The organism is Bradyrhizobium sp. LCT2, assembly GCF_009931255.1.
GTDB lineage: Bacteria > Pseudomonadota > Alphaproteobacteria > Rhizobiales > Xanthobacteraceae > Bradyrhizobium > Bradyrhizobium diazoefficiens.
Genome location: NZ_CP034432.1, coordinates 5,107,906 through 5,127,087, shown reverse-complemented (window position 1 = coordinate 5,127,087; position 19,182 = coordinate 5,107,906). Strand labels below are relative to the sequence as shown.

Here is a 19,182-nt window from a genome sequence, read left to right as displayed (position 1 = left end):
TCCGATCAGCTTCGTTGCTGCGGGACTCGGCTCAGCAGGCGTCTGTGACAAGCTGGCCGCAGTGCAACATACAAGTTGCGTGCCAGCTTCTTTGAAATGAAAATTGCTGTCGTTTCAGATCATTAGGAGTTCCGCCGGGAACTCGCGGGTGGGGAACTCTCACGAAATTCGAGCAGCCAGCCCAAAATTTAGACGAAGAGCCCAGGCGCCTAAAAACGATGCAGGCTCGAATCAGGCCTTCCAGCGACCGACTTCGAAGGCCTCGAGATGCCCCCTGATATTGTCGGGATCGAAGACGGGGCCGGCGAACGCCCCGAACGCCGCGGGAGCCTCACTGGGCGCCGCTCGGCTGCCCAGGGCGGCATCATAAAGATCCGGCCTGAACACGGCCATCGCCGTCTTGACGCCATCCGGCGCCAGCGCCGTCTGTCCCCAGCGCACCATCTGGGCGTAGAGCCAGGCGGCCTGGACCGGATCCGGGCGCCCCGCCCCTTCGCGTCCGACCAGGAGGTAACGGCCGCTTTCGCGGAAGGTGCCGTCGGGCGAGATCTTCAGGCGTCCCGTGAGCGTGCGCTGGATCACCTCGGCATCGACGCCGATCCGCTCCGGCTGCGCCAGGATGCGCGCGGCCTCGATGCGGTTCTCCGGATGCTCGATGAACTCGGCGGCCTTCACGGCCGCGCGCACGAGGCTAGCGACCACGTCCGGATTCTTGTCTGCCCAGGTCTGGCGGACCGCCAGCACCTTCTCCGCCGCGTGGACGAGGATGTCCGAGACGAAATGCAGGATGTGGCCGATGCCGAGATCGACCGCGATCGAATTCCAGGGCGCGCCGACGCAGAACGCATCGACATGGCCGTTCGCGAGGCTGTCCACCATGTAGGGCGGCGGCAACACCACCAGCCGCACATCCTCGTCGGGATCAACGCCGGCCGCCGCCATCCAGAACCGCAATTGGTAATTGTGGGTCGAGAACGGAAAGGTCATGCCGAAGGTCAGCGGATCGGCACCTAGCTTGCGCCGCCTGGCGACCACCCGAGCCAGCGCCTTCGCCGTAACGAGCGGATCGAAGCGGTCGCCGTCGATCTCCTCCATCAGCGCGGCATGAAGCGTCGGCGACACCGTGATCGCGTTGCCGTTGATGCCGAGATTGAACGGCGCGGCGATCGGCACCTTGACGTGGCCGAGCCCGAGCGAGGACGCGATCGCCACGGGCGCCAGCAGATGAGCGGCGTCGAACAGGCCGATATTGAGCTTGTCGCGGACGTTGGACCAGGAGACCTCGCGCACCAGCTCGACGTCGAGGCCTTCGGCGGCAGTAAAGCCCTTGTCGACGGCGACGATCAGGGCGGCGGCATCGACCAGCGGAATGAACCCGATGCGGAGCGGTCCGGTCATTTCAGCATCTCCGACGCGGTGATGATCGACTGGGCGATCTCGCCGATTTTCTTCTTCTCGCGCATCGCGGTGGAGCGCAGCAGCACATAGGCCTCGTCCTCGGTGAGGCCCTTCACCTTCATCAAGATGCCCTTGGCGCGCTCGATGATCTTGCGGTCCTCGAGCTGCGACTTGGTGCGCTCGAGTTCCTCCTGAAGCTTGGCGAAGGCGTTGAAGCGGGACACGCAGAGGTCGAGGATCGGCTTGATGCGCTCCTTCTTCAGCCCGTCGACGATGTAGGCGGATACTCCGGCCTCGACCGAGGCCTGGATCGAGGCTGAATCGCTCTGGTCGACGAACATCGCGATCGGCCGGCGCACGGCGCGGCTGACCTGGAACATCGCCTCCAGCACGTCGCGGCTGGGGTTTTCCAGATCGATCAGGATGATGTCGGGATCGACCGCATAAATACGGGCCAGCAGGCTCTGCATCTCGCGGATATGGGCGACCTGCGTGAATCCGGCCTCCCGCAACCCCTCCTCGAGGATCGCGGCCCGGATCGGGCTTTCGTCGACGATCACGATTTTGGGCGACTGTTCGGCGCTCATGGCTCACTCACGTCAGGTGATTCATCCATAGCACGCCGGAACGCCCTGCAAAGGGTTGTAATTGACCGCATTTAGGACTAGCTCCTGCCGATCAATCAGGCAGATCAAGAGATATGCAAGAGAGGGCTGCGCCCAAGGTCAGCTTCGTGTCGCTCGGATGCTCCTGAGACAACGAATGTAAACTTTCAAAGCCGCCCACTCCCGCCCGACGGCAGCTGCCATCTGGGCTTACACTCTCACGGAATCCTCGCACCAGCTATCATCCTGTCGAGAAGTGGCACGGCGGCCAACACCGCCCTCTCGTTCTTGCCGGAGACCGCCAGCCGCACGACATAGGAGTTGCCGTCCTTGTCGACATCAACGTAATGCGCGATCACTTCGACCGGTTGGTCCTTCAGGGACGGATTGTCGTACCGGTTGATGATGACACCGGGGCTGGCCGAGGGAAGCGAGGTGATCTTGGCATTCTTGCCGGACGTCGCCGCCCAATCCTGATCGCTCGTTGCGACCCATTGAACCAGTTCGGTTCGATCCTTGTCGTAGCGGCCTTCGGCATAGATGATTGCTTCGGCGTTACCGAATCCCTTCCCCCTGGGCACGAACATGGAGGCGCCGTATTTGAGGCTTGCGGCCTCGTCCCTCGCCCACCCATCGGGCGCCTTCACGCGCGGCCTGAATTCCGGGCACAGGCCTTTTTGCCCGTCGCAAACACGTAAGATCTTGTCGACTTCAGCCCGCGCCGGAAACATCGCGCTCCAGGAAATAACAGCGAAAACCATGCTGAAGATGAAGCGGCGCATCGCAGTCTAGCTCCGTGGAAATACGCTAGAACAGAATAACAACGAAAACGTGCACGTTGGAGCAATCCATCTCGGCTCGTCCACTCACACGATCGGAACCGGCCCATAGGTTAGTTATTGAATTTCGCCATCGGTTCAATTAGTTGGATCGCTAAATCCGGACAATTCAGATCTAGGCTCCAGGCGATACCATGGACAGAGCGCCCCGCATTTCATTCACGTCACTCGGATGCCCCAAGGCATTGGTGGATTCCGAGCGCATCATCACGCGCCTGCGCGCCGAGGGCTACGAGCTCGCCCGCAAGCATGACGGGGCCGACATCGTCATCGTCAACACCTGCGGCTTCCTCGACAGCGCCAAGCAGGAATCGCTCTCGGCGATCGGCGAGGCCATGGCCGAGAACGGCAAGGTGATCGTGACCGGCTGCATGGGCGCGGAACCCGAGCAGATCGAGCAGGCCTATCCGGGCGTGCTCTCCATCACCGGCCCGCAGCAATATGAGAGCGTGCTGGACGCGGTTCACCGCGCGCTGCCGCCCGCCCACAATCCGCATCTCGACCTGGTGCCGCCGCAGGGCATCAAGCTGACGCCGCGGCACTACGCCTATTTGAAGATCTCCGAGGGCTGCAACAACCGTTGCACCTTCTGCATCATCCCGAAGCTGCGCGGCGATCTGGTCTCGCGCCCGGCCAATGACGTGCTGCGCGAGGCCGAGCGGCTGGTCGGCGCCGGCGTCAAGGAGCTGCTGGTGATCTCGCAGGACACCTCGGCCTATGGCGTCGACCTGAAATACGCCGAGAGCCCGTGGAAGGACCGCCAGGTCCGCGCCAAATTCCTCGACCTCGCGCGCGAGCTCGGCGAGCTCGGGGCCTGGGTCCGGCTGCAATATGTCTACCCCTACCCGCATGTCGACGAGGTCATCGCGCTGATGACGCAAGGCACGGTGCTGCCCTATCTCGACATCCCGTTCCAGCATGCGAGCCCCGAGGTGCTGAAGGCGATGAAGCGCCCGGCGGCGCAGGACAAGACGCTGGCGCGGATCAAGCGCTGGCGCGAGGAATGCCCTGATCTTGCCCTGCGCTCGACCTTCATCGTCGGCTTCCCCGGCGAGACCGACGCGGACTTTGCCTATCTGCTCGACTGGCTCGACGAAGCCGAGATCGACCGCCTCGGCTGCTTCAAGTACGAGCCGGTTGCCGGCGCGACGTCGAATGCGCTCGAAGGCGCTGTCCCCGCTGAGGTCAAGCAGGAGCGCTACAACGCGCTGATGGCGCGCCAGCAGAAGATCTCGGCGCGCAGGCTGAAGCGCAAGGTCGGCACGCGCCAGCAGATCATCATCGACGAGGTCGGCCCGACCGTTGCCCGGGGCCGGTCGAAGGCCGATGCGCCCGAGATCGACGGCGCGGTCTACCTGTCGAGCCGCCGCCCCTTGCGCGTCGGCGAGATCGTCACGGCAAAGATCGAGCGCGCCGACCAATACGACCTGCACGGCAGCGTCGCAGGGTTCTGAGAGCACTCCGTCAACGGGCTCAACCCAGCGTCGCCCGGTAAATCCCGTCCTCGCCGAAGTGATAGAGATGCCTGCCGCGGCCCTGCAAACGGCCGCGCGGTCGCGCTGAGCCGTCGGGCATGAACAGGTATGCCCGCCTCACAAGAATCATGCCCTCTCGATCCGATCGTCCGATGTAGGCCACATTGGGTGGATCGTCGTATTGGCCCGAGAACAGAATCTCCGTCTCGGACATTGCGAACGCGTGGCAGCCTCGAAGCTTCGTTTGCTTCCAGGTCAATTCGAAGTCTGCGCCGATCCGATAGAGCGGGAAATCCGAGTAGAAGAAAATGGCGGCCTCTGGGCCCGCCACATTGAGCGCGTAGCAGTCGTCAATCGTGTGGTCTGCATCTGCTGGAAATTCCCAGACCTTCTCTCCCAAAGTCGAGAAGCAAACCAAGCCGGCCTGCCCGACCGAACTGCCAAAAACACCCTCGTCGAAATACCCAATCCAGATCCGTCCGAGGTCATCGATCTGGAGATCGCTGATGGCATCGCCGAGGCCGACGCGGTCTGCTCGTCCGGTCCGGGGATCAAAGATGACTCCGTTCAGGTCGTGGTCGGTCTCGGCCCGCCAGTTGTGTCTGCGGCTCGCCAGCAAGACCCGCCCGTCGGGAAAGAGGTCGACATGAGAATGGCCGAGCTCAAGCGGAGGCAGATCGATCCATAGCTCCGATCCGGCAGCCGACTTGTGCAGACCGTAACGCTTCAACCTTTCCATCTTCGGATGCGGCAATACGCCAGAAGCGCGCAACGCGGCTGCAGTCGATGCGCTGTCTCCCGAGGACTCGAACAGGAAAAGTAGCGACTGATCGCCCGCAACCCCGCTCGCAACGAGCGAAAATCCGAGACGCGTCGGCGCCGTGCCAATCTTTTCGAACTGTATCGATCTAATCAAACGAGCCCCCGATGCTGCCTGAGGCAGCATCACCAAGCGCGCGCCGGGCGCAAGCGCGAAGTCGCGATCAGGCTTCGGCCAGCCATTTCGGCACCCAGCGCTCCGGACGCGGCGCGCGGGCGAGGTCGGCCTGTGCCTCGGCTAATTTTGCCGGCTCGCCCCCGATCGTCGGGCGCACATCGTGTTCGAAGTTCGTCATGTCGCTTCTCCCGACCCCTGCCGTCCATCATGCGCGGAAAACACCTCCTTGGCTGCGAACAGCCCGTTCACCGCCGCCGGGAAGCCCGCATAGACGGCCATCTGCATGATGATCTCCACGATCTCGTCGCGAGACAGCCCGACGTTCAGACCCGCCTCGATATGCACTTTGAGCTGAGGCGCGGCATTTCCGAGCGCCGTCAGCGCGGCGATCGTCGCGATCTCTCGATCGCGCAGGCCGAGATCCGGGCGGCTGTAAATGTCGCCGAAGGGAAACTCGATCACGTATCGTGCGAAATCCGGAGCGATGTCGGCGAGTGAGGCGACGACCTTTTCGCCGGCTCTGCCGTCAATGCGTGACAGGGCCCGCTGGCCGCGATCGAAGCGGCTTTCGGCTTGTGTTTGGGCGTGCGTCATTTTCCTTCGTCCTCTGTTCGCCGCCGGCATAGCCGGCGATCTTGGTATCAAGGACGAGCAGGCATTCCTGGAGTTCGGCAATCTCCGTGCGAACCTGTTCCCGGTGGATTTCCAGCATCTGCCGCCGGGCTGGCCCGGTGGCTTCGCCTTCATCACGAAGCGCCGCATAGCGCAACATGTCCCGGATCGGCATTCCCGTGGTCTTGAGCCGACCGAGGAATTCGATCCATGTGAGGATCGATGCGTCAAAGTCACGCTGGCCGGAACGATCCCGGTCTGCGTATGGCAGCAGCCCGATGCGCTCATAATAACGCAACGTGTGAGTCGACAAGCCGGTTCGTTTTGCGAGGTCGCCGATCTTCATGTGTGCCCGTTCTCGTACTGACGCACGTACAGATACCCCTTCGAGCGCACTCTAAGTCAAGGGGGATCGAAGGTGCCGTTCCCGCGAGGTCAAGATGGCACGACAACAGAAGATTTCGGCGCGCCGGCTGGGCGGCAGCATCGCGGGATTCCGAGCTTCAGGATGCCGCCAGCCATTTCGGCACCCAGCGCTCCGGGCGCGGAGCGCGGACGAGATCGGCCTTCGCCTCGGATAGCAGCGCAGGCTCGCCGTCGATGGTCGGGCGCAGATCGTATTCGAAGTTCGGCATGACGCGGCCGTCGGCGTAGAGCCCGAAACTCATCGCGTACCACAACCCGAGCTCGGGCTGTGCGCGGCGCATCTCTTCGCGCAGGTCGCGTAGCAGGGATTCGATCGAAGAAGCTTCCTCGAACGGCTGCGGTCCACGCGTGAGGACGCGCGCCTGATACTGCGCGCCCGATATCGCGACCTCGAAGTTCGTCTTGTCCCAGGGCTTCTTCCCCTTCGGCAGATGCGCAGCCAACCGCCAGCCCAACTCGGCCATCAGGCGGTGATTGGCCCAATAGTCCTCGCGATCCCGGCTCCATTTTTCCACGAAGCCGCGAAAGTCGGGAAGCTCCGACGATGCGTCGTCCGGCGTCATCGGCTCGCCAGCCGGCCGCCCGGCGAGCCACCGCGCGAGCTCGACCGTCTGACACTCGACCTCGTCATGCGGCAGCAGGTCGCTCCAGGCGTTACCGAATTGCTGAGACGTCAGTTTTGCGAGCAGACCGTCAAGGCTCGGCGCCAGCAGCTCGTAGTCGCCCTCCGACCCCAGACCGACGATCGGCGGATTGTCCCGGTCGAGACCGGCACCGTACCACCCGCCGACGGCCGAGCCGTCCGGAAGTCGCATGAACAACGAAAACCTGTCGCGCAGGGGACTACCGTCGACGATCGGCGCATGATCGGAGAACTGGCCTTGCAGGGAGAAGCGGCCGACGCTGCCCCACGGGCGCCCGTTCAGCCAATCGGCGAATTCGACAAGCAGGGATGGCGCTTCGATGCCCGGCGGAAATGCGCCGCGAATGCTGTCGAGGTCGATCGGGTAAGGCGTATCGGACAAGGCTGAATACTGTCTGGTTGGTCACGCCAGTGTTGGTCTCAACGGACCAGCGTCCGGTTCGAACCAATTCGCGTCCTTCGATCACAAACGCGCCAGAGGCTCAATGGTTTCTGCGCGGCTATCGATGAAATACAATCACGAGGTTGGTATCCGGGCCGGGCTGTGCGCGATTGGCACAGCATTGATCCTGCTTGCACTTCCCGCCGCTGCACAATCGCCATCACCCGCCCAGGCGCGGCAATGGTGTTTCGGCACCGACAAGGTCGGCGACGACCGGCGCCTCGCCGGCTGCTCGGCGGTGCTGCAAGCCAATCCCTCCAATCCGCTGGCGCTTGCCAACCGCGGCGAGATCTTCCGGCGCAAGGGCGACGCCGAGCGTGCGCTCGCCGATCTCAACCGCGCCATCGATCTCGATCCGAACGACGCCATCGCCTGGTACAATCGCGGCATTGCCTATGACGATCTCGGCGATCGCGACCATGCCATCGCCGACTATACGCGCGCGATCCGGCTCAAGCCAAATGACGCGCTCTACTACAACAACCGCGGCAATTCCTACATCGGCAAGAACGACTACGCCCATGCGCTCGCCGACTACGATCAGGCCATCAAGCTCGATCGGACATTCGCGCTCGCCTATTTCAATCGCGGCACGGCCTATCGCGAGCACGGCGAGGCCGATCGCGCGCTCGCCGATCTCGACATGGCGATCAGGCTCGATCCCAACTACGGCCCGGCCTACGGCAACCGTGCACGCATCTTCCGCGACAAGGGGGAGCGGGCCCGGGCGCTGGCCGATTTCGGCAAGTCGCTCCAGCTCACGCCGAACAACGACCGCGACGCCTATGCGCGCGCGAGCATGTATTTCGACGACCACGACTACGCGCGGGCGCTGGAAGACTACGATCGCGCGATCAAGGCCAATGCGAGCTATGCCGGCGTGTTCAATGCCCGCTGCATGACGCGCGCGATCCTGGGACAATTGCAGGAGGCGCTGGCCGATTGCGAGCAGTCGCTCCGGATGCGCCCGGGCGATCCCTACACGCTGGACAGCCGCGCCCTCACCTACCTCAAGCTCGGCAATCTCGACGCCGCGATTGCGGACTACAACGCGGCGCTGAGCGCAAAGCCGGAACTCGACAGCGCGCTCTACGGCCGCGGCCTTGCGAAACGCAGGACGGGTGACGCCGACGGCGCGGAGCGCGACATCACCGCGGCCAGGGCGATCAATGCCGGCATCGCCGACGTGTTCGCCCGTTACGGCGTGCAGTAATTTCTCTGCGCAACCATCGTGCCGCGCACGACCGCACGCCGGAATGTGACACTATAGTGCATTCACGCGGAGGTCACGGACTCGTCCTAACTCTGCCCGCGCTTTCAACGCGAGCGAGGATTGATGATGAGCCGCCTCTCGGACATGCTGCGCACGCAGCGCTTCGACGATTACCGCTTCTACCACCAGAGCACCGTCAACCAGACGCTGCACCTCTTCAGCGCCGTGATCTTCCTCGCCTGCTATGCGCTGCTGTTCAAAGATCCGGCGCTCGCGGGACTCGTCGGCTGGCTCGCGATGCTGACACGGCAGACCGGGCATTTCTTCTTCGAGCCGAGCGGCTATGACGCAGTCAACGACGTCAGCAACGCGTACAAGGAAGCGGTCAAGGTCGGTTACAACCAGACCCGCAAGATCATCCTGCTCCTGGTCTGGGGCAGCGCGCCGCTCGCGCTGTACGTGTTCCCCACTCTGTTCGGACTGTTCGATCCACCCGCCACGCGTCTCGACTTCATCCGCCATGTCGGCGCGCTCTGGCTCGCGATCGGCGTCGGTGGCGGACTTGCGCGCATGATCCAGCTCTTCGTCGCGCGCGATGTCACAACCGGACTGGTATGGGTGTTCAAGGTGCTGACCGATCCCTTCCATAACATCGCACTGTACTGGACATCCCCGCTCAAGCTGATGCGCGGCGAGCTCATCGACAGCGCGATTGCGGCTGCGGATTGGGGGGCGGAGGACGCCGAAGAAGCTGCGCATCCGACCTGACCGATGCACGCTCGGCGGGCATCTCGCGAAACGCCCGCTTGACAAGTCCTGCCCTTCGGCTGTAGGGACGCGGCCCATGATCAATTCTCGGACCAACCGCCGCGCAGCTTTCCGTCGTCGCACCCGCGACGATGATGGGTTGCGCCATGTCCGACGACGCCGCTGAAGCACTGAATTCAGCCAGTTTTCGAGAAGGCCGCACCCGCAAAGTGCGGCCTTCTTGCTTTTTGCGTCCATTTTCCACCCGCCCCTCCAGAGGAGTTCGACATGACCACCGCCACCCATCCGTATGATGCGCTGATGGACATCACCGCACGGCCCAAGGCCGTGTTCGTCCGCGGCGCCGGCTCCTACCTCTGGGACGACAGCCGCAAGCGCTATCTCGATTTCGTGCAGGGCTGGGCCGTGAACTGCCTCGGCCACTCGCCATCGGCGATCGCCGACGCGCTTGCCGCGCAGGCCAAGCGGCTGCTGACGCCAAGCCCGGCCTTCTACAACGAGCCGAGCCTCAAGCTCGCGCAGGCGCTGGTCGCAAACAGTGCCTTCGACCAGGTGTTCTTCGCCAACTCCGGCGCGGAGGCCAATGAGGGCGCGATCAAGCTCGCGCGCAAATACGGCAGCCTGCACAAGGACGGCGCATTCGAGATCATCAGCTTCGAAGGCGGCTTCCACGGCCGGACACTGGCGACGATGTCGGCCTCAGGCAAGAAGGCGTTCGAGCCCTTGTTCGAGCCGAAGGTCGCCGGCTTCAAGAAGGCGAAGCTCAACGACATCGCCTCGGTCGAGAAGCTGATCAACGACAACACCGTCGCGGTCATGCTCGAGCCGATCCAGGGCGAGTCCGGCGTATGGCCTGCGACCGATCAGTTCCTGCAGGAGCTGCGCGCGCTGACAAAGGCGCACGGTCTGCTGCTCATTCTTGACGAGATCCAGACCGGCATGGGCCGGACCGGAAAGCTCTTTCACTACGAGCACGCCGGGATTTCGCCCGACATCATGACGCTCGGCAAGGGCATCGGCGGCGGCGTGCCGCTCGCCGCGCTGCTTGCGACCGAACGGGCGGCCTGCTTCGAGCACGGCGACCAGGGCGGCACCTTCAACGGCAACCCGATCATGTGCGCGGCCGGCCTTGCGGTGCTGGACGAGGTCGGCAAGCCCGACTTCCTGAAGTCGGTCACCGAGACCGGCCTGTTGCTCGAAAGCGAGTTGCAGAAGGTCTCGGCCCGGCATGGCCTCGGCGGCGTGCGCGGCCGCGGCCTGCTGCTCGCGCTCGACCTCAAGCTGCCGATCGCGCCCGGCATCGTCGCGCAGGCGTTCGAAGCCGGCGTGCTGCTGAATGCACCGCAGGTCGACACGTTGCGCTTCATGCCGGCGCTGAACGTGACGCGGGCGGAGATCGCCGAGATGATCGATTGCCTCGACGCGATCCTGACCAAGGCCGGCGCGGCGAGGCGCGTGGCGTAGCGGCGCATACACAAGCTCGTCATTCCGGGGCGATGCGAAGCATCGAACTACGGTGCGCAATTGCGCGCCTGAGAATCTCGAGATTCCGGGTTCGGCTCTTCGAGCCGCCCCGGAACCACGGTTAGCTACGGCTTCAAGATCGACGCGCCCGTGGTCTTGCGGCTTTCGAGATCGATATGCGCCTTGGCGGCATCCTTCAGCGCGTAGGCGTGGTTGATCGGCACGTGCAGCTTGCCGTTGATGACGGCGGAAAACAGCGTGTCGGCGCCTTCCAGCAATTCCTTGCGCGTGCCGACGTAATCGTTGAGCTTCGGCCGGGTCGCAAACAGCGAGCCGTGGTTGTTGAGCTCGGCGATCGAGAACGGCGGCACCGGACCCGAGGCATTGCCGAACGAGACGAACATGCCGCGCGGCTTCAGGCAGGACAGCGAGCCCGGGAAGGTCGCTTTGCCGACGCCGTCATAGACGACATCGCAGCCCTCGTTGCGGCTGATTTGTTTGACGCGCGCGACGAAGTCCTCCTCGTTGTAGAGGATGACGTGGTCGCAGCCATTGGCTTCCGCAAGCTCGGCCTTCTCGCGCGAGCCGACCGTGCCGATGACGTGGGCGCCAAGCGCCCTCGCCCATTGGCAGGCGAGCAGGCCAATGCCGCCGGCGGCGGCGTGGATCAGCACGCGATGGTGCGGCTCGACCTTGAAGGTCTTGTGCAGAAGATACCAGACCGTGAGCCCCTTGAGCATCAGCACGGCGCCCTGCTCGTGGGTGATGTGGTCGGGCAGCTTGACCAGCTTCTCCCACGGGATATTGCGCTCGCCGGTATAGGCGCCGAGATTGTGGTAGTAGGCGACGCGGTCGCCGGGATGGAAATTCGTGACGCCCGGCCCGACCGCGATGACCTCGCCCGAGGCCTCGTTGCCGGCGATGAAAGGCAGCTCCGGCGCCTTGTAGAGGCCGGTGCGATAATAGACGTCGATGAAGTTCAGCCCCACCGCATGCTGGCGGATGCGCACCTCGCCGGGGCCGGGCGCCGGCACGTCGACGCTCTCATAGACCAGGGCTTCGGGGCCTCCGACCTTGTGCACACGGACGGCTTTGGTCATTGACTGACCTCCTCTCGGTCGTCGTGGCGGCAAGCCAAAGACATCACGACCACCTTGTCAACTCGACTTGGAATGGAACGGACCAAACGCGACTATTTGCCGGCTTTCCTGCGGTTGCGCTTGGCCAGCACGTTGAAGAACTCCACCGCGGCCGAGAACGCAATTGCGAAATAGATGTAGCCGCGCGGGATGTGGAATTGGAATCCATCCGCAACCAGCGCGACGCCGATCAGCACCAGGAAGGCCAGCGCCAGCATTTTCGTGGTCGGATGCTCCGCGACGAATCGCGACACCGGCCCCGACGAAAGGTACATGATCAGGCAGGCGATCACGACGGCCGCGATCATGATCTCGATGTCCTGCGCCATGCCGATCGCGGTGATGATCGAGTCCAGCGAGAACACGATGTCGATGACGATGATCTGGACGATCACCCAGAAGAAGGCGTTGCGGCCGGAAGCCCTGTCGCCCTCCCCCTCATCGGCTTCGACCTCGGCGTGAATCTCGTGCGTCGCCTTCGCGATCAGGAACAGGCCGCCGCCGATCAGGATGAGGTCGCGCCAGGAGAAATCGTAACCCGCAAACGAGAACACCGGCGCGGTCAGGCCGATCAGCCAGACCAGAACGCTGAGCAGGATGATGCGGAACACCAGCGCCAGCGCGAGCCCGATCTGGCGGGCGCGGTGCGCCTGCTTCTCCGGGATGCGCGAGACGATCACCGACAGGAAGATCACGTTGTCGATGCCGAGCACGATCTCGAGCGACGTCAAGGTGAGCAGCGCGGCCCAGGCTTCGGGGCTGGCGAGGAGATGCATCATGCGAAGGATCTTGCGAAGCGGATCAATGCGTCGCTGAAGCTGATCCAGAGCGCGATGGCGCACAGCGCGAGCGTCACGCCGGGACCGACGCGAAAATCCATGTCCAGCGTGTAAAGGGAGAGCACCGCCCAGATCCCGATCAGCGACATCGTCAGCCAGCGCAGCCGCACGACGCGGACCGGATGCAGCACATGGAACGGCACGAAGGTCAGCACCACGAGGGCCGCGACCAGCAGCGTCGACCACAGCGGCGGCCAGTGCAGCAGGAACAGGTAGAACGCAGCCGCGTTCCACAGCGCCGGGAAGCCGCGGAAATGATTGTCATCGGCCTTCATGCGCAGATCGGCGAAATATAATGCGCTGGTGACGATGATGGCGACGCCGAGCAAGGGAGCCGCGACCGGCAGCAGCAGGCCGCTCGCCACGATCGCGTAGGCCGGCACGAACACATAGGTGACGAAGTCGACCACGAGATCGAGCACGTCGCCCGACCAGTTCGGCTGCACGTTCTTGACGTCAAGCCGGCGCGCGATCGGACCGTCGATCGCGTCGATGATCAGAGCGACGCCCAGCCATTGAAACATCGCCGCCCAGTGCTCGCGCACGGCCTCCAGCATCGCCAGCAGCGCAATGGCCGCGCCGAAGGCGGTGAAGACGTGCACCGAGAAGGCCGCGGCGCGCATCGCCGGTCTCGGCTTCAGGGAATCCTGCTGGGTATCCATGGCTTCTGCTATCAGAACGAGGCCGGTTTGCACATAAGCCATTGCGGCGCCCGGTCGCACAATTCGCCACAAAATCACGGAAAAATAGGTGGGCTTGAATTTGCCGCCGGGCGTGTCAAATGTCGTTCCATGACAGACGCATCGACACTCTTTGACGCAGCCGTGATCGGCGGCGGACCGGCGGGACTTAGCGCGGCCATCGCGCTGGCGCAGGCGGGTGCACGGACCGCGCTGGTGGCGCGCCGCCTGCCCTATGCCGACAACCGCACCACGGCGCTGCTAGGCGCCTCCGTCGAGCTGCTGGAGAGCCTCGACGTCTGGCCGCGCTGCAAGGACAAGGCGGCCGCGCTCGAAATCATGCGCCTCGTCGACGACACCGGCCGGCTGTTCCGGGCGCCGGAGGTCCGCTTCTCCTGTCACGAGATCGGGCTCGACGCCTTCGGCTACAACATCGACAACCGCTCGCTGATGCTGGCGCTGGAAGAGCGCGCGGCCGAGCTGCCCGGGATCGTCCGTTTCGACGACGAGGCCGAAAGCGTCGTCATTGAAGCCGACGATGTCGCGATCCGCACGGCCTCCGCGCAATTCCTCGCAGCCCGCCTCGTGGTCGGCGCCGACGGCCGGCATTCGCTGTGCCGGGAGGCTGCCGGCATCGCGGTGACGCGGCGCGACCTGACGCAGACCGCGCTCACCTTCAACGTCGGCCATGCGCGGCCGCATCGCAATGTCTCGACCGAGTTCCACACGCCCCACGGTCCCTGCGTGTTCGTGCCCCTGCCCGGCAACCGCTCCAGCATCGTCTGGGTCGCAGCTCCCGCGGAAGCGGAACGCCTCCGCGGCTTAAGCGACGACGAGCTGTCCGCCGCGATCGAGAAGCAGTCGCATTCCATCCTGGGACGCATGACGGTCGAGCCCGGCCGCAACCTGTTTCCGCTGGCGATCGAACGTCCGAAATCCTTCGGCCGCGACCGCATCGCGCTGGTCGGCGAAGCCGCCCATGTGGTTCCCCCGATCGGCGCCCAGGGCCTCAACCTTGGCCTGCGCGACGCCGCCGACATTGCCAGACTTGCGGGCGATGCCATCGCCTCGGGCGAGGATCCCGGCGCGCCCGACGTGCTCAAGCGCTACGACCGCGCCCGGCGGCCCGACATCCTGAGCCGGACCTTTGCGATCGACCTCGCCAACCGCTCCCTGCTCAACGATTTCCTGCCGCTCCAGCCGGTCCGCGCGGTCGGCATGCACCTGCTCGGCGCCATCGGCCCGCTCCGGCGCTTCGCCATGCGGGAGGGGCTGACGCCGACTTGGCGGCGGTAAGCTCGCTCACGGAAACGCCAGCCGGCCGGTCTGGATCGCCCACATCACGCTGGTCAGCGTGACCACGGACGCAAACGTCCCGAGCAGCACGGCCACGGAGGCGGATTCGATCCAGGCGTCATTCTGCCGGGCGATCACGAACACGTTGAGCGCCGGCGGCAGCGAGGCCATCAGCACGGCGGTCGCGGCCCAAGGCTGCGCGAACGGGCCGAACGCCAGCATCAGGCCGAACGCTGCGAGCGGATGGATCAGCAGCTTCACCGCGACCACGCCCGGCACCTCCCACGGCACCCGGTCGAACGGGCGGAGCGCCACGGTCACGCCGAGCACGAACAGCGCGGTCGGGGCTGCAGCGTTCTGGAGGAAGGTGATGGTGCGGTCGAGCGCGACCGGCAGCTCGATATGCAGCGCTGCCACCGCCGCGCCAAAACAGGCCGACATGATCAGCGGGTTGAGCACGATCTGCTTCAGCACCACGCCGAAGGCATGGACGATCGAGGGATGATCGCGGTCGGACAGCTCGATCAGGAGCGGCACGATCGTGAACAGGAAGATGCTGTCGCAGCAAAAGATCAGCGCGGTCGGCGCCGAAGCCTTCGCCCCGAGCACGGCGAGCGCCAGCCCCGGCCCCATATAGCCGATGTTGCCGTAGCCGCCGGAGAGCCCTGCGAGCGTCGCCTCGCGCAGGGTCAGGCGGCCGAGAACCTTGCCGACGACGAGCGCCAGCGTGAACGCCGTAACCGTCGACAGCGTGGTTGCGACCAGGAACGGTGGGTTGTTCAGCTCCGCAAACGGCGTCTTCGACATGATCGCGAACAGCAGCGCCGGCAGCGACACGTAGAGCAGGAAGAAGTTCATCCAGGCCAAGCCCGATTCCGGCAGGGATTTGATCTTGCCGCAGGCAAATCCGACGAAGATCAAGCCGAAATACGGTAGCGCCAGATTGAGGATATCGACCATTTCTCAAGTTTCTTCTGAAGACTTGGGAGCTATCTGCCCCTTAAGCGGACGTTAATTCGAAGTTAGGCCACTAGCATCGGCCACAATCCTGGTCTATCGACGGGGAATGATAAAAGCGCGGACCGCGAAATTTCAGATCGGACAGGTCGTTCGCCACCGGATCTTCTCGTTCCGGGGCGTGATCTTCGACATCGATCCGGAATTCAACAACACCGAGGAGTGGTGGCTGTCGATCCCCGAGGAGGTGCGGCCCCACAAGGACCAGCCGTTCTACCATCTGCTCGCGGAGAACGCGGAATCCGAATACGTCGCCTACGTGTCCGAGCAGAACCTGTTGCCCGACGAATCCGGCGAGCCGATCCGCCATTCGCAGGTCGCCGAGATCTTCATCAAGGACAAGGGCGGCGGCTACCGCCCGCGCAATCCGTCGCTGAACTGAGTTAAGCCGCCGGCAAGCGGCCAATAAAAAAGGCGCTCGGAGCGAGCGCCTTTTTCATGTCCAGGATCTGGTCCCGATTATTTCTGGCCGGCCGGAGCCGCGCCGGGCGCAGCACCGCTCTGCTCGAGCTTCTTGCGCTGCTCGTCCGCCTTCTTCTGAAGCTCTTCCTGAAGCTTCTTCTGGGTTTCCTCGAACACCTTCGGATCGGTCGGCGGACCGTCATAGGCCTTCTGGAATTCGCCGGCGAGCGGCAGCGGCAACGTCAGCGGCGCGCCGTTGGCGTTGATCGCCTGGACAACGAGATTCTGGCCCTTCTTCATGTTGGCGATGAGCTCGGGCGTCGCTTCGTAGTCCGACATGCAGCCGTTCTGGAAGCAGATCACGTACGGGCTCTGCAACGGCGCATTGCTGTCCACGATGATGCGGGTGCCGTGCACAAGCTGCATGCCGAGCGGCAGCGTCACGCGCAGGATCTTCTTCGGCTCGCCTTCCGGCTCGATGATGACGGCGGCGATGACCGGCTGGCCCGACTCGATGCGGCCGTCCTTGCCGGTGAAGCAGACCTGCTTGGCGTTGGCGTCCTGACCCTTGAGGCAGAACTTGGTCCAGGGGGCGTAGATCAGCTGGATCTGCTGGTCTGCCGGCTGGGCTGCGCCCTGCTGCGCCGGCGCGCCCGCGGCGGGAGGAGCCTGCTGGGCGGGCGCCTGAGCGGCCGGTGCCGGAGCCTTCGGCGCAGCCTTGGGAGCGGCTTTCGGGGCCGGAGCTGCCTTGGGCGCGGCGGGCGCACCGGGAGCCGGCGCCGGGGTCTGGGCCTCGGCGCCAAACGGAACGGCCAACGCCGTCGCCGTCAACAAGGCGAGAAGTCGCCCGCGCGGCCGGACGGACGCGGCCAAGTAACGGAAATTCATTGCAGAAAACCCTTTCTGAACGGGAAGTGCCCGAACCGCTCCGAAGCGCCGAACCAAGCCGCCTTGGGCGCGGCTCTCTCCCCGTCAAATGAGGCGGATAAGTGACGGGCTCGGCGCTCTTGCGCGATTGCCCGCCTTCTTAACGTGGCCGACGAAAAGATCAATGCCGACAAGCGTCTTTGGTCACTCTGGCGCCAGCGCCCCACCAAATTCCCTGTGATAGGATTCAGGTCCGCCGGTCCTCGAATCAACGTGTGCCCATGTTCATGTTCCAACGCCTTCTCGAGGGCCCCGGCATCCGCCATTGCATCATCCTCGCCTCGGCCCTCGTTATGGCCCTCGGCGCCGGGCTGCCGGCCAGCGCACGGGCCGAGGAGGCCCATGCCATCGCCATGCACGGCAAGCCGGCGATGCCCGCCGATTTCACCCACATGCCCTACGCCAATCCCGATGCGCCCAAGGGCGGCCGGCTGACCTGGGGCATTCTCGGCACCTTCGACAGCCTCAATCCGTTCATCGTGAAGGGATTGGCGGTGCAGCCGATCCGCGGCTACGTGGTCGAAAGCCTGCTTGCGCGTGGCCAGGATGAGTCGTTCACGCTCTACGGCCTGCTCGCCAGATCGGTCGAGACCGACGACGAGCGGAGCCATGTCACGTTCCGCCTCGATCCCCGCGCCCGCTTCTCCGACGGCAAGCCGGTGCTCGCGGAGGACGTGCTGTTCTCCTGGCAGCTCTTGCGCGACCACGGCCGACCGAACCTTCGGCAATACTATGCCAAGGTCGCCAGGGCCGAGGCGCCAGATCCTCTCACCGCCCGCTTCGACCTCACCGGCGCCAACGACCGGGAATTGCCGCTGATCCTCGGCCTGATGCCGATCCTGCCGAAGCACGCGGTCGATGTCGCGACCTTCGAGGAGACGACGCTGACCGGGCCTGTCGGCTCCGGCCCGTATCGCGTCACCGCGGTGCGGCCCGGCGCCAGCGTGACGCTCAAGCGCAATCCCGACTATTGGGGCCGCGACCTCGCCATCAATCGCGGCCTCTACAATTTCGACGAGATCAGGCTCGACTTTTTCCGCGAGGCCAACGGCCAGTTCGAGGCCTTCAAGCGCGGCCTCTACGATTTCCGCGTCGAGAACGAGCCGCTGCGCTGGCACGACGGCTATGATTTTCCGGCCGTCAAAAGCGGCGAGGTGATCCGCGACACCGTCAAGCCCGGCGTGCCGCAGCCCTCGGAATTCCTGGTCTTCAACACCCGCCGTCCGATGTTCGCCGACATCCGCGTGCGAAAGGCGCTGACGCTGCTGTTCGATTTCGAGCTGGTCAACCGCAACTACTTCTTCTCGCTCTACTCGCGCGTCGCCGGCTATTTCGCCGGCTCGGACCTGTCGGCCTATGGCAGGCCTGCGGACGCGCGCGAGCGCGAGCTGCTCAAGCCGTTCGCCGCACAGATTCCGCCCGATGTCATGGACGGCAGCTACCGCCTGCCGGTGACCGACGGCTCCGGCCGCGACCGGGCCACGCTACGCGCCGCGCTGAAACTGTTGTCGGAGGCCGGCTACGATCTCGACGGCACCGTGCTGCGCAACCGCGCGACCAAGGCGCCCTTCACGTTCGAGATCCTGGTGACGACCCGCGACCAGGAGCGCATCGCGCTCGCCTTCCAGCGCGACCTCAGGCGCGCCGGCATCGAGCCGAGCGTACGGTCGGTCGATCCCGTGCAATTCGACCAGCGCCGGCTCGCTTACGAGTTCGACATGATCCAGAACCGCTGGGACCAGTCGCTGTCGCCCGGCAACGAGCAGTATTTCTATTGGGGCAGCGCCGCCGCCGACAATCCGGGCACCCGCAACTACATGGGCGCCAGGGATCCGGCGGTCGACGCCATGATCGCCGCCCTGCTGGAGGCCCGTGAACATACGGCCTTCGTGTCGGCGGTGCGCGCGCTGGACCGCGCCCTGATCGCGGGCTTCTACACAATCCCCCTGTTTAACGTATCCGAGCAATGGATCGCGCGCTGGAATCGGATAGAACGGCCAAAGGCCACTGCGCTGTCCGGCTACCTGCCGGAGACCTGGTGGTCGAAGGGTGAGCCTTAG

At 64.5% G+C, this 19,182-nt stretch carries 19 protein-coding genes and 1 pseudogene; 7 read left to right on the top strand and 13 right to left on the bottom strand.

The features are described 5' to 3' along the window. Nucleotides 1–231: 231 nt before the first annotated feature. The 3 genes from EI171_RS24705 to EI171_RS24695 all read right to left on the bottom strand — a co-directional run bounded on the left by EI171_RS24705 (nt 232) and on the right by EI171_RS24695 (nt 2,785). Nucleotides 232–1,398: a CmpA/NrtA family ABC transporter substrate-binding protein gene (locus tag EI171_RS24705; protein ID WP_011087343.1), complete on the bottom strand. Its 1,167-nt coding sequence runs from the start codon at nt 1,396–1,398 to the stop codon at nt 232–234. Then, complete coding sequence (locus tag EI171_RS24700; RefSeq protein ID WP_011087344.1) at nt 1,395–1,985, bottom strand: ANTAR domain-containing response regulator; 591 nt, start codon at nt 1,983–1,985, stop codon at nt 1,395–1,397. Before EI171_RS24700 ends, EI171_RS24705 begins: the two co-directional genes overlap by 4 nt. Before the next feature lie 236 nt (nt 1,986–2,221). After that, nucleotides 2,222–2,785, bottom strand: coding sequence for a hypothetical protein (locus tag EI171_RS24695; RefSeq protein ID WP_161534908.1), 564 nt, complete (start codon nt 2,783–2,785; stop codon nt 2,222–2,224). A 191-nt stretch (nt 2,786–2,976) separates the two neighbouring features. Here EI171_RS24695 and rimO point away from each other — a divergent pair, with 191 nt between their 5' ends. Continuing rightward, nucleotides 2,977–4,296, top strand: a complete 1,320-nt coding sequence (rimO, locus tag EI171_RS24690) for a 30S ribosomal protein S12 methylthiotransferase RimO (protein ID WP_161534907.1) — start codon at nt 2,977–2,979, stop codon at nt 4,294–4,296. Nucleotides 4,297–4,315: 19 nt separating this feature from the next. Here the strand turns inward: rimO and EI171_RS24685 are convergent, their stop codons facing one another. The 5 genes and pseudogenes from EI171_RS24685 to EI171_RS24670 all read right to left on the bottom strand — a co-directional run bounded on the left by EI171_RS24685 (nt 4,316) and on the right by EI171_RS24670 (nt 7,317). Continuing rightward, nucleotides 4,316–5,263, bottom strand: coding sequence for a hypothetical protein (locus EI171_RS24685; RefSeq protein ID WP_249163363.1), 948 nt, complete (start codon nt 5,261–5,263; stop codon nt 4,316–4,318). A gap of 37 nt (nt 5,264–5,300) precedes the next feature. Beyond that, a pseudogene (locus tag EI171_RS46465) lies at nt 5,301–5,432 on the bottom strand (hypothetical protein); the annotation flags it as partial. Further along, a complete protein-coding gene (locus EI171_RS24680; protein WP_038967418.1) occupies nt 5,429–5,848 on the bottom strand; it encodes a carboxymuconolactone decarboxylase family protein in 420 nt (139 codons plus the stop codon). The gene EI171_RS24680 and the pseudogene EI171_RS46465, both read right to left, overlap by 4 nt. After that, nucleotides 5,781–6,212: a MerR family transcriptional regulator gene (locus EI171_RS24675; protein WP_028173985.1), complete on the bottom strand. Its 432-nt coding sequence runs from the start codon at nt 6,210–6,212 to the stop codon at nt 5,781–5,783. Before EI171_RS24675 ends, EI171_RS24680 begins: the two co-directional genes overlap by 68 nt. A gap of 157 nt (nt 6,213–6,369) precedes the next feature. Then, complete coding sequence (locus tag EI171_RS24670; RefSeq protein ID WP_028173984.1) at nt 6,370–7,317, bottom strand: hypothetical protein; 948 nt, start codon at nt 7,315–7,317, stop codon at nt 6,370–6,372. A 124-nt stretch (nt 7,318–7,441) separates the two neighbouring features. Here EI171_RS24670 and EI171_RS24665 point away from each other — a divergent pair, with 124 nt between their 5' ends. The 3 genes from EI171_RS24665 to EI171_RS24655 all read left to right on the top strand — a co-directional run bounded on the left by EI171_RS24665 (nt 7,442) and on the right by EI171_RS24655 (nt 10,822). After that, nucleotides 7,442–8,590 carry a tetratricopeptide repeat protein gene (locus EI171_RS24665; RefSeq protein ID WP_246740257.1) on the top strand — a complete coding sequence of 383 codons (1,149 nt, stop codon included), beginning with the start codon at nt 7,442–7,444 and terminating at the stop codon, nt 8,588–8,590. A gap of 126 nt (nt 8,591–8,716) precedes the next feature. Further along, a complete protein-coding gene (locus EI171_RS24660) occupies nt 8,717–9,358 on the top strand; it encodes a hypothetical protein (RefSeq protein ID WP_161534905.1) in 642 nt (213 codons plus the stop codon). A 267-nt stretch (nt 9,359–9,625) separates the two neighbouring features. After that, on the top strand, nt 9,626–10,822 hold the full coding sequence (locus tag EI171_RS24655) for an acetylornithine transaminase (protein WP_161534904.1): 1,197 nt from the start codon (nt 9,626–9,628) through the stop codon (nt 10,820–10,822). A gap of 125 nt (nt 10,823–10,947) precedes the next feature. Here EI171_RS24655 and EI171_RS24650 read toward each other — a convergent pair whose 3' ends face one another. The 3 genes from EI171_RS24650 to pcsA all read right to left on the bottom strand — a co-directional run bounded on the left by EI171_RS24650 (nt 10,948) and on the right by pcsA (nt 13,504). Further along, nucleotides 10,948–11,922 (bottom strand): quinone oxidoreductase, encoded by a 975-nt coding sequence (locus EI171_RS24650; protein WP_028173980.1) that lies wholly within the window; start codon nt 11,920–11,922, stop codon nt 10,948–10,950. Nucleotides 11,923–12,014: 92 nt separating this feature from the next. Beyond that, nucleotides 12,015–12,740, bottom strand: a complete 726-nt coding sequence (locus EI171_RS24645) for a TerC family protein (RefSeq protein WP_028173979.1) — start codon at nt 12,738–12,740, stop codon at nt 12,015–12,017. Next, nucleotides 12,737–13,504 carry a phosphatidylcholine synthase gene (pcsA, locus tag EI171_RS24640; RefSeq protein WP_028173978.1) on the bottom strand — a complete coding sequence of 256 codons (768 nt, stop codon included), beginning with the start codon at nt 13,502–13,504 and terminating at the stop codon, nt 12,737–12,739. Before pcsA ends, EI171_RS24645 begins: the two co-directional genes overlap by 4 nt. An 87-nt stretch (nt 13,505–13,591) precedes the next feature. Between pcsA and EI171_RS24635 the strand changes: the two genes are divergently transcribed. Further along, nucleotides 13,592–14,776: a UbiH/UbiF family hydroxylase gene (locus tag EI171_RS24635; protein WP_161534903.1), complete on the top strand. Its 1,185-nt coding sequence runs from the start codon at nt 13,592–13,594 to the stop codon at nt 14,774–14,776. A gap of 6 nt (nt 14,777–14,782) precedes the next feature. On the opposite strand, the gene EI171_RS24630 is transcribed toward EI171_RS24635, so the two are convergent. After that, complete coding sequence (locus EI171_RS24630; protein ID WP_161534902.1) at nt 14,783–15,736, bottom strand: AEC family transporter; 954 nt, start codon at nt 15,734–15,736, stop codon at nt 14,783–14,785. A 106-nt stretch (nt 15,737–15,842) separates the two neighbouring features. Between EI171_RS24630 and hspQ the strand changes: the two genes are divergently transcribed. Continuing rightward, entirely contained in the window at nt 15,843–16,175 is a 333-nt protein-coding gene (gene hspQ, locus EI171_RS24625; protein WP_011087359.1) for a heat shock protein HspQ, read from the top strand. Between the two features lie 77 nt (nt 16,176–16,252). Here hspQ and EI171_RS24620 read toward each other — a convergent pair whose 3' ends face one another. Continuing rightward, nucleotides 16,253–17,083, bottom strand: coding sequence for an invasion associated locus B family protein (locus EI171_RS24620; RefSeq protein ID WP_161534901.1), 831 nt, complete (start codon nt 17,081–17,083; stop codon nt 16,253–16,255). 260 nt (nt 17,084–17,343) lie between these two features. On the opposite strand from EI171_RS24620, the gene EI171_RS24615 reads away from it, so the two are divergent. Continuing rightward, on the top strand, nt 17,344–19,182 hold the full coding sequence (locus EI171_RS24615; RefSeq protein ID WP_161534900.1) for an extracellular solute-binding protein: 1,839 nt from the start codon (nt 17,344–17,346) through the stop codon (nt 19,180–19,182).

What these genes read in the sequence shown, in the direction of transcription:
- EI171_RS24620 (WP_161534901.1), bottom strand. Translation starts at nt 17,083, where the DNA reads ATGAATTTCCGTTACTTGGCCGCGTCCGTCCGGCCGCGCGGGCGACTT.
- pcsA (WP_028173978.1), bottom strand. Translation starts at nt 13,504, where the DNA reads ATGGCTTATGTGCAAACCGGCCTCGTTCTGATAGCAGAAGCCATGGAT.
- hspQ (WP_011087359.1), top strand. Translation starts at nt 15,843, where the DNA reads ATGATAAAAGCGCGGACCGCGAAATTTCAGATCGGACAGGTCGTTCGC.
- EI171_RS24695 (WP_161534908.1), bottom strand. Translation starts at nt 2,785, where the DNA reads ATGCGCCGCTTCATCTTCAGCATGGTTTTCGCTGTTATTTCCTGGAGC.
- EI171_RS24660 (WP_161534905.1), top strand. Translation starts at nt 8,717, where the DNA reads ATGAGCCGCCTCTCGGACATGCTGCGCACGCAGCGCTTCGACGATTAC.
- EI171_RS24705 (WP_011087343.1), bottom strand. Translation starts at nt 1,398, where the DNA reads ATGACCGGACCGCTCCGCATCGGGTTCATTCCGCTGGTCGATGCCGCC.
- EI171_RS24685 (WP_249163363.1), bottom strand. Translation starts at nt 5,263, where the DNA reads ATGCTGCCTCAGGCAGCATCGGGGGCTCGTTTGATTAGATCGATACAG.
- EI171_RS24645 (WP_028173979.1), bottom strand. Translation starts at nt 12,740, where the DNA reads ATGATGCATCTCCTCGCCAGCCCCGAAGCCTGGGCCGCGCTGCTCACC.
- EI171_RS24655 (WP_161534904.1), top strand. Translation starts at nt 9,626, where the DNA reads ATGACCACCGCCACCCATCCGTATGATGCGCTGATGGACATCACCGCA.
- EI171_RS24650 (WP_028173980.1), bottom strand. Translation starts at nt 11,922, where the DNA reads ATGACCAAAGCCGTCCGTGTGCACAAGGTCGGAGGCCCCGAAGCCCTG.
- EI171_RS24635 (WP_161534903.1), top strand. Translation starts at nt 13,592, where the DNA reads ATGACAGACGCATCGACACTCTTTGACGCAGCCGTGATCGGCGGCGGA.
- EI171_RS24615 (WP_161534900.1), top strand. Translation starts at nt 17,344, where the DNA reads ATGTTCATGTTCCAACGCCTTCTCGAGGGCCCCGGCATCCGCCATTGC.
- EI171_RS24680 (WP_038967418.1), bottom strand. Translation starts at nt 5,848, where the DNA reads ATGACGCACGCCCAAACACAAGCCGAAAGCCGCTTCGATCGCGGCCAG.
- EI171_RS24630 (WP_161534902.1), bottom strand. Translation starts at nt 15,736, where the DNA reads ATGGTCGATATCCTCAATCTGGCGCTACCGTATTTCGGCTTGATCTTC.
- EI171_RS24675 (WP_028173985.1), bottom strand. Translation starts at nt 6,212, where the DNA reads ATGAAGATCGGCGACCTCGCAAAACGAACCGGCTTGTCGACTCACACG.
- EI171_RS24700 (WP_011087344.1), bottom strand. Translation starts at nt 1,985, where the DNA reads ATGAGCGCCGAACAGTCGCCCAAAATCGTGATCGTCGACGAAAGCCCG.
- EI171_RS24665 (WP_246740257.1), top strand. Translation starts at nt 7,442, where the DNA reads ATGAAATACAATCACGAGGTTGGTATCCGGGCCGGGCTGTGCGCGATT.
- rimO (WP_161534907.1), top strand. Translation starts at nt 2,977, where the DNA reads ATGGACAGAGCGCCCCGCATTTCATTCACGTCACTCGGATGCCCCAAG.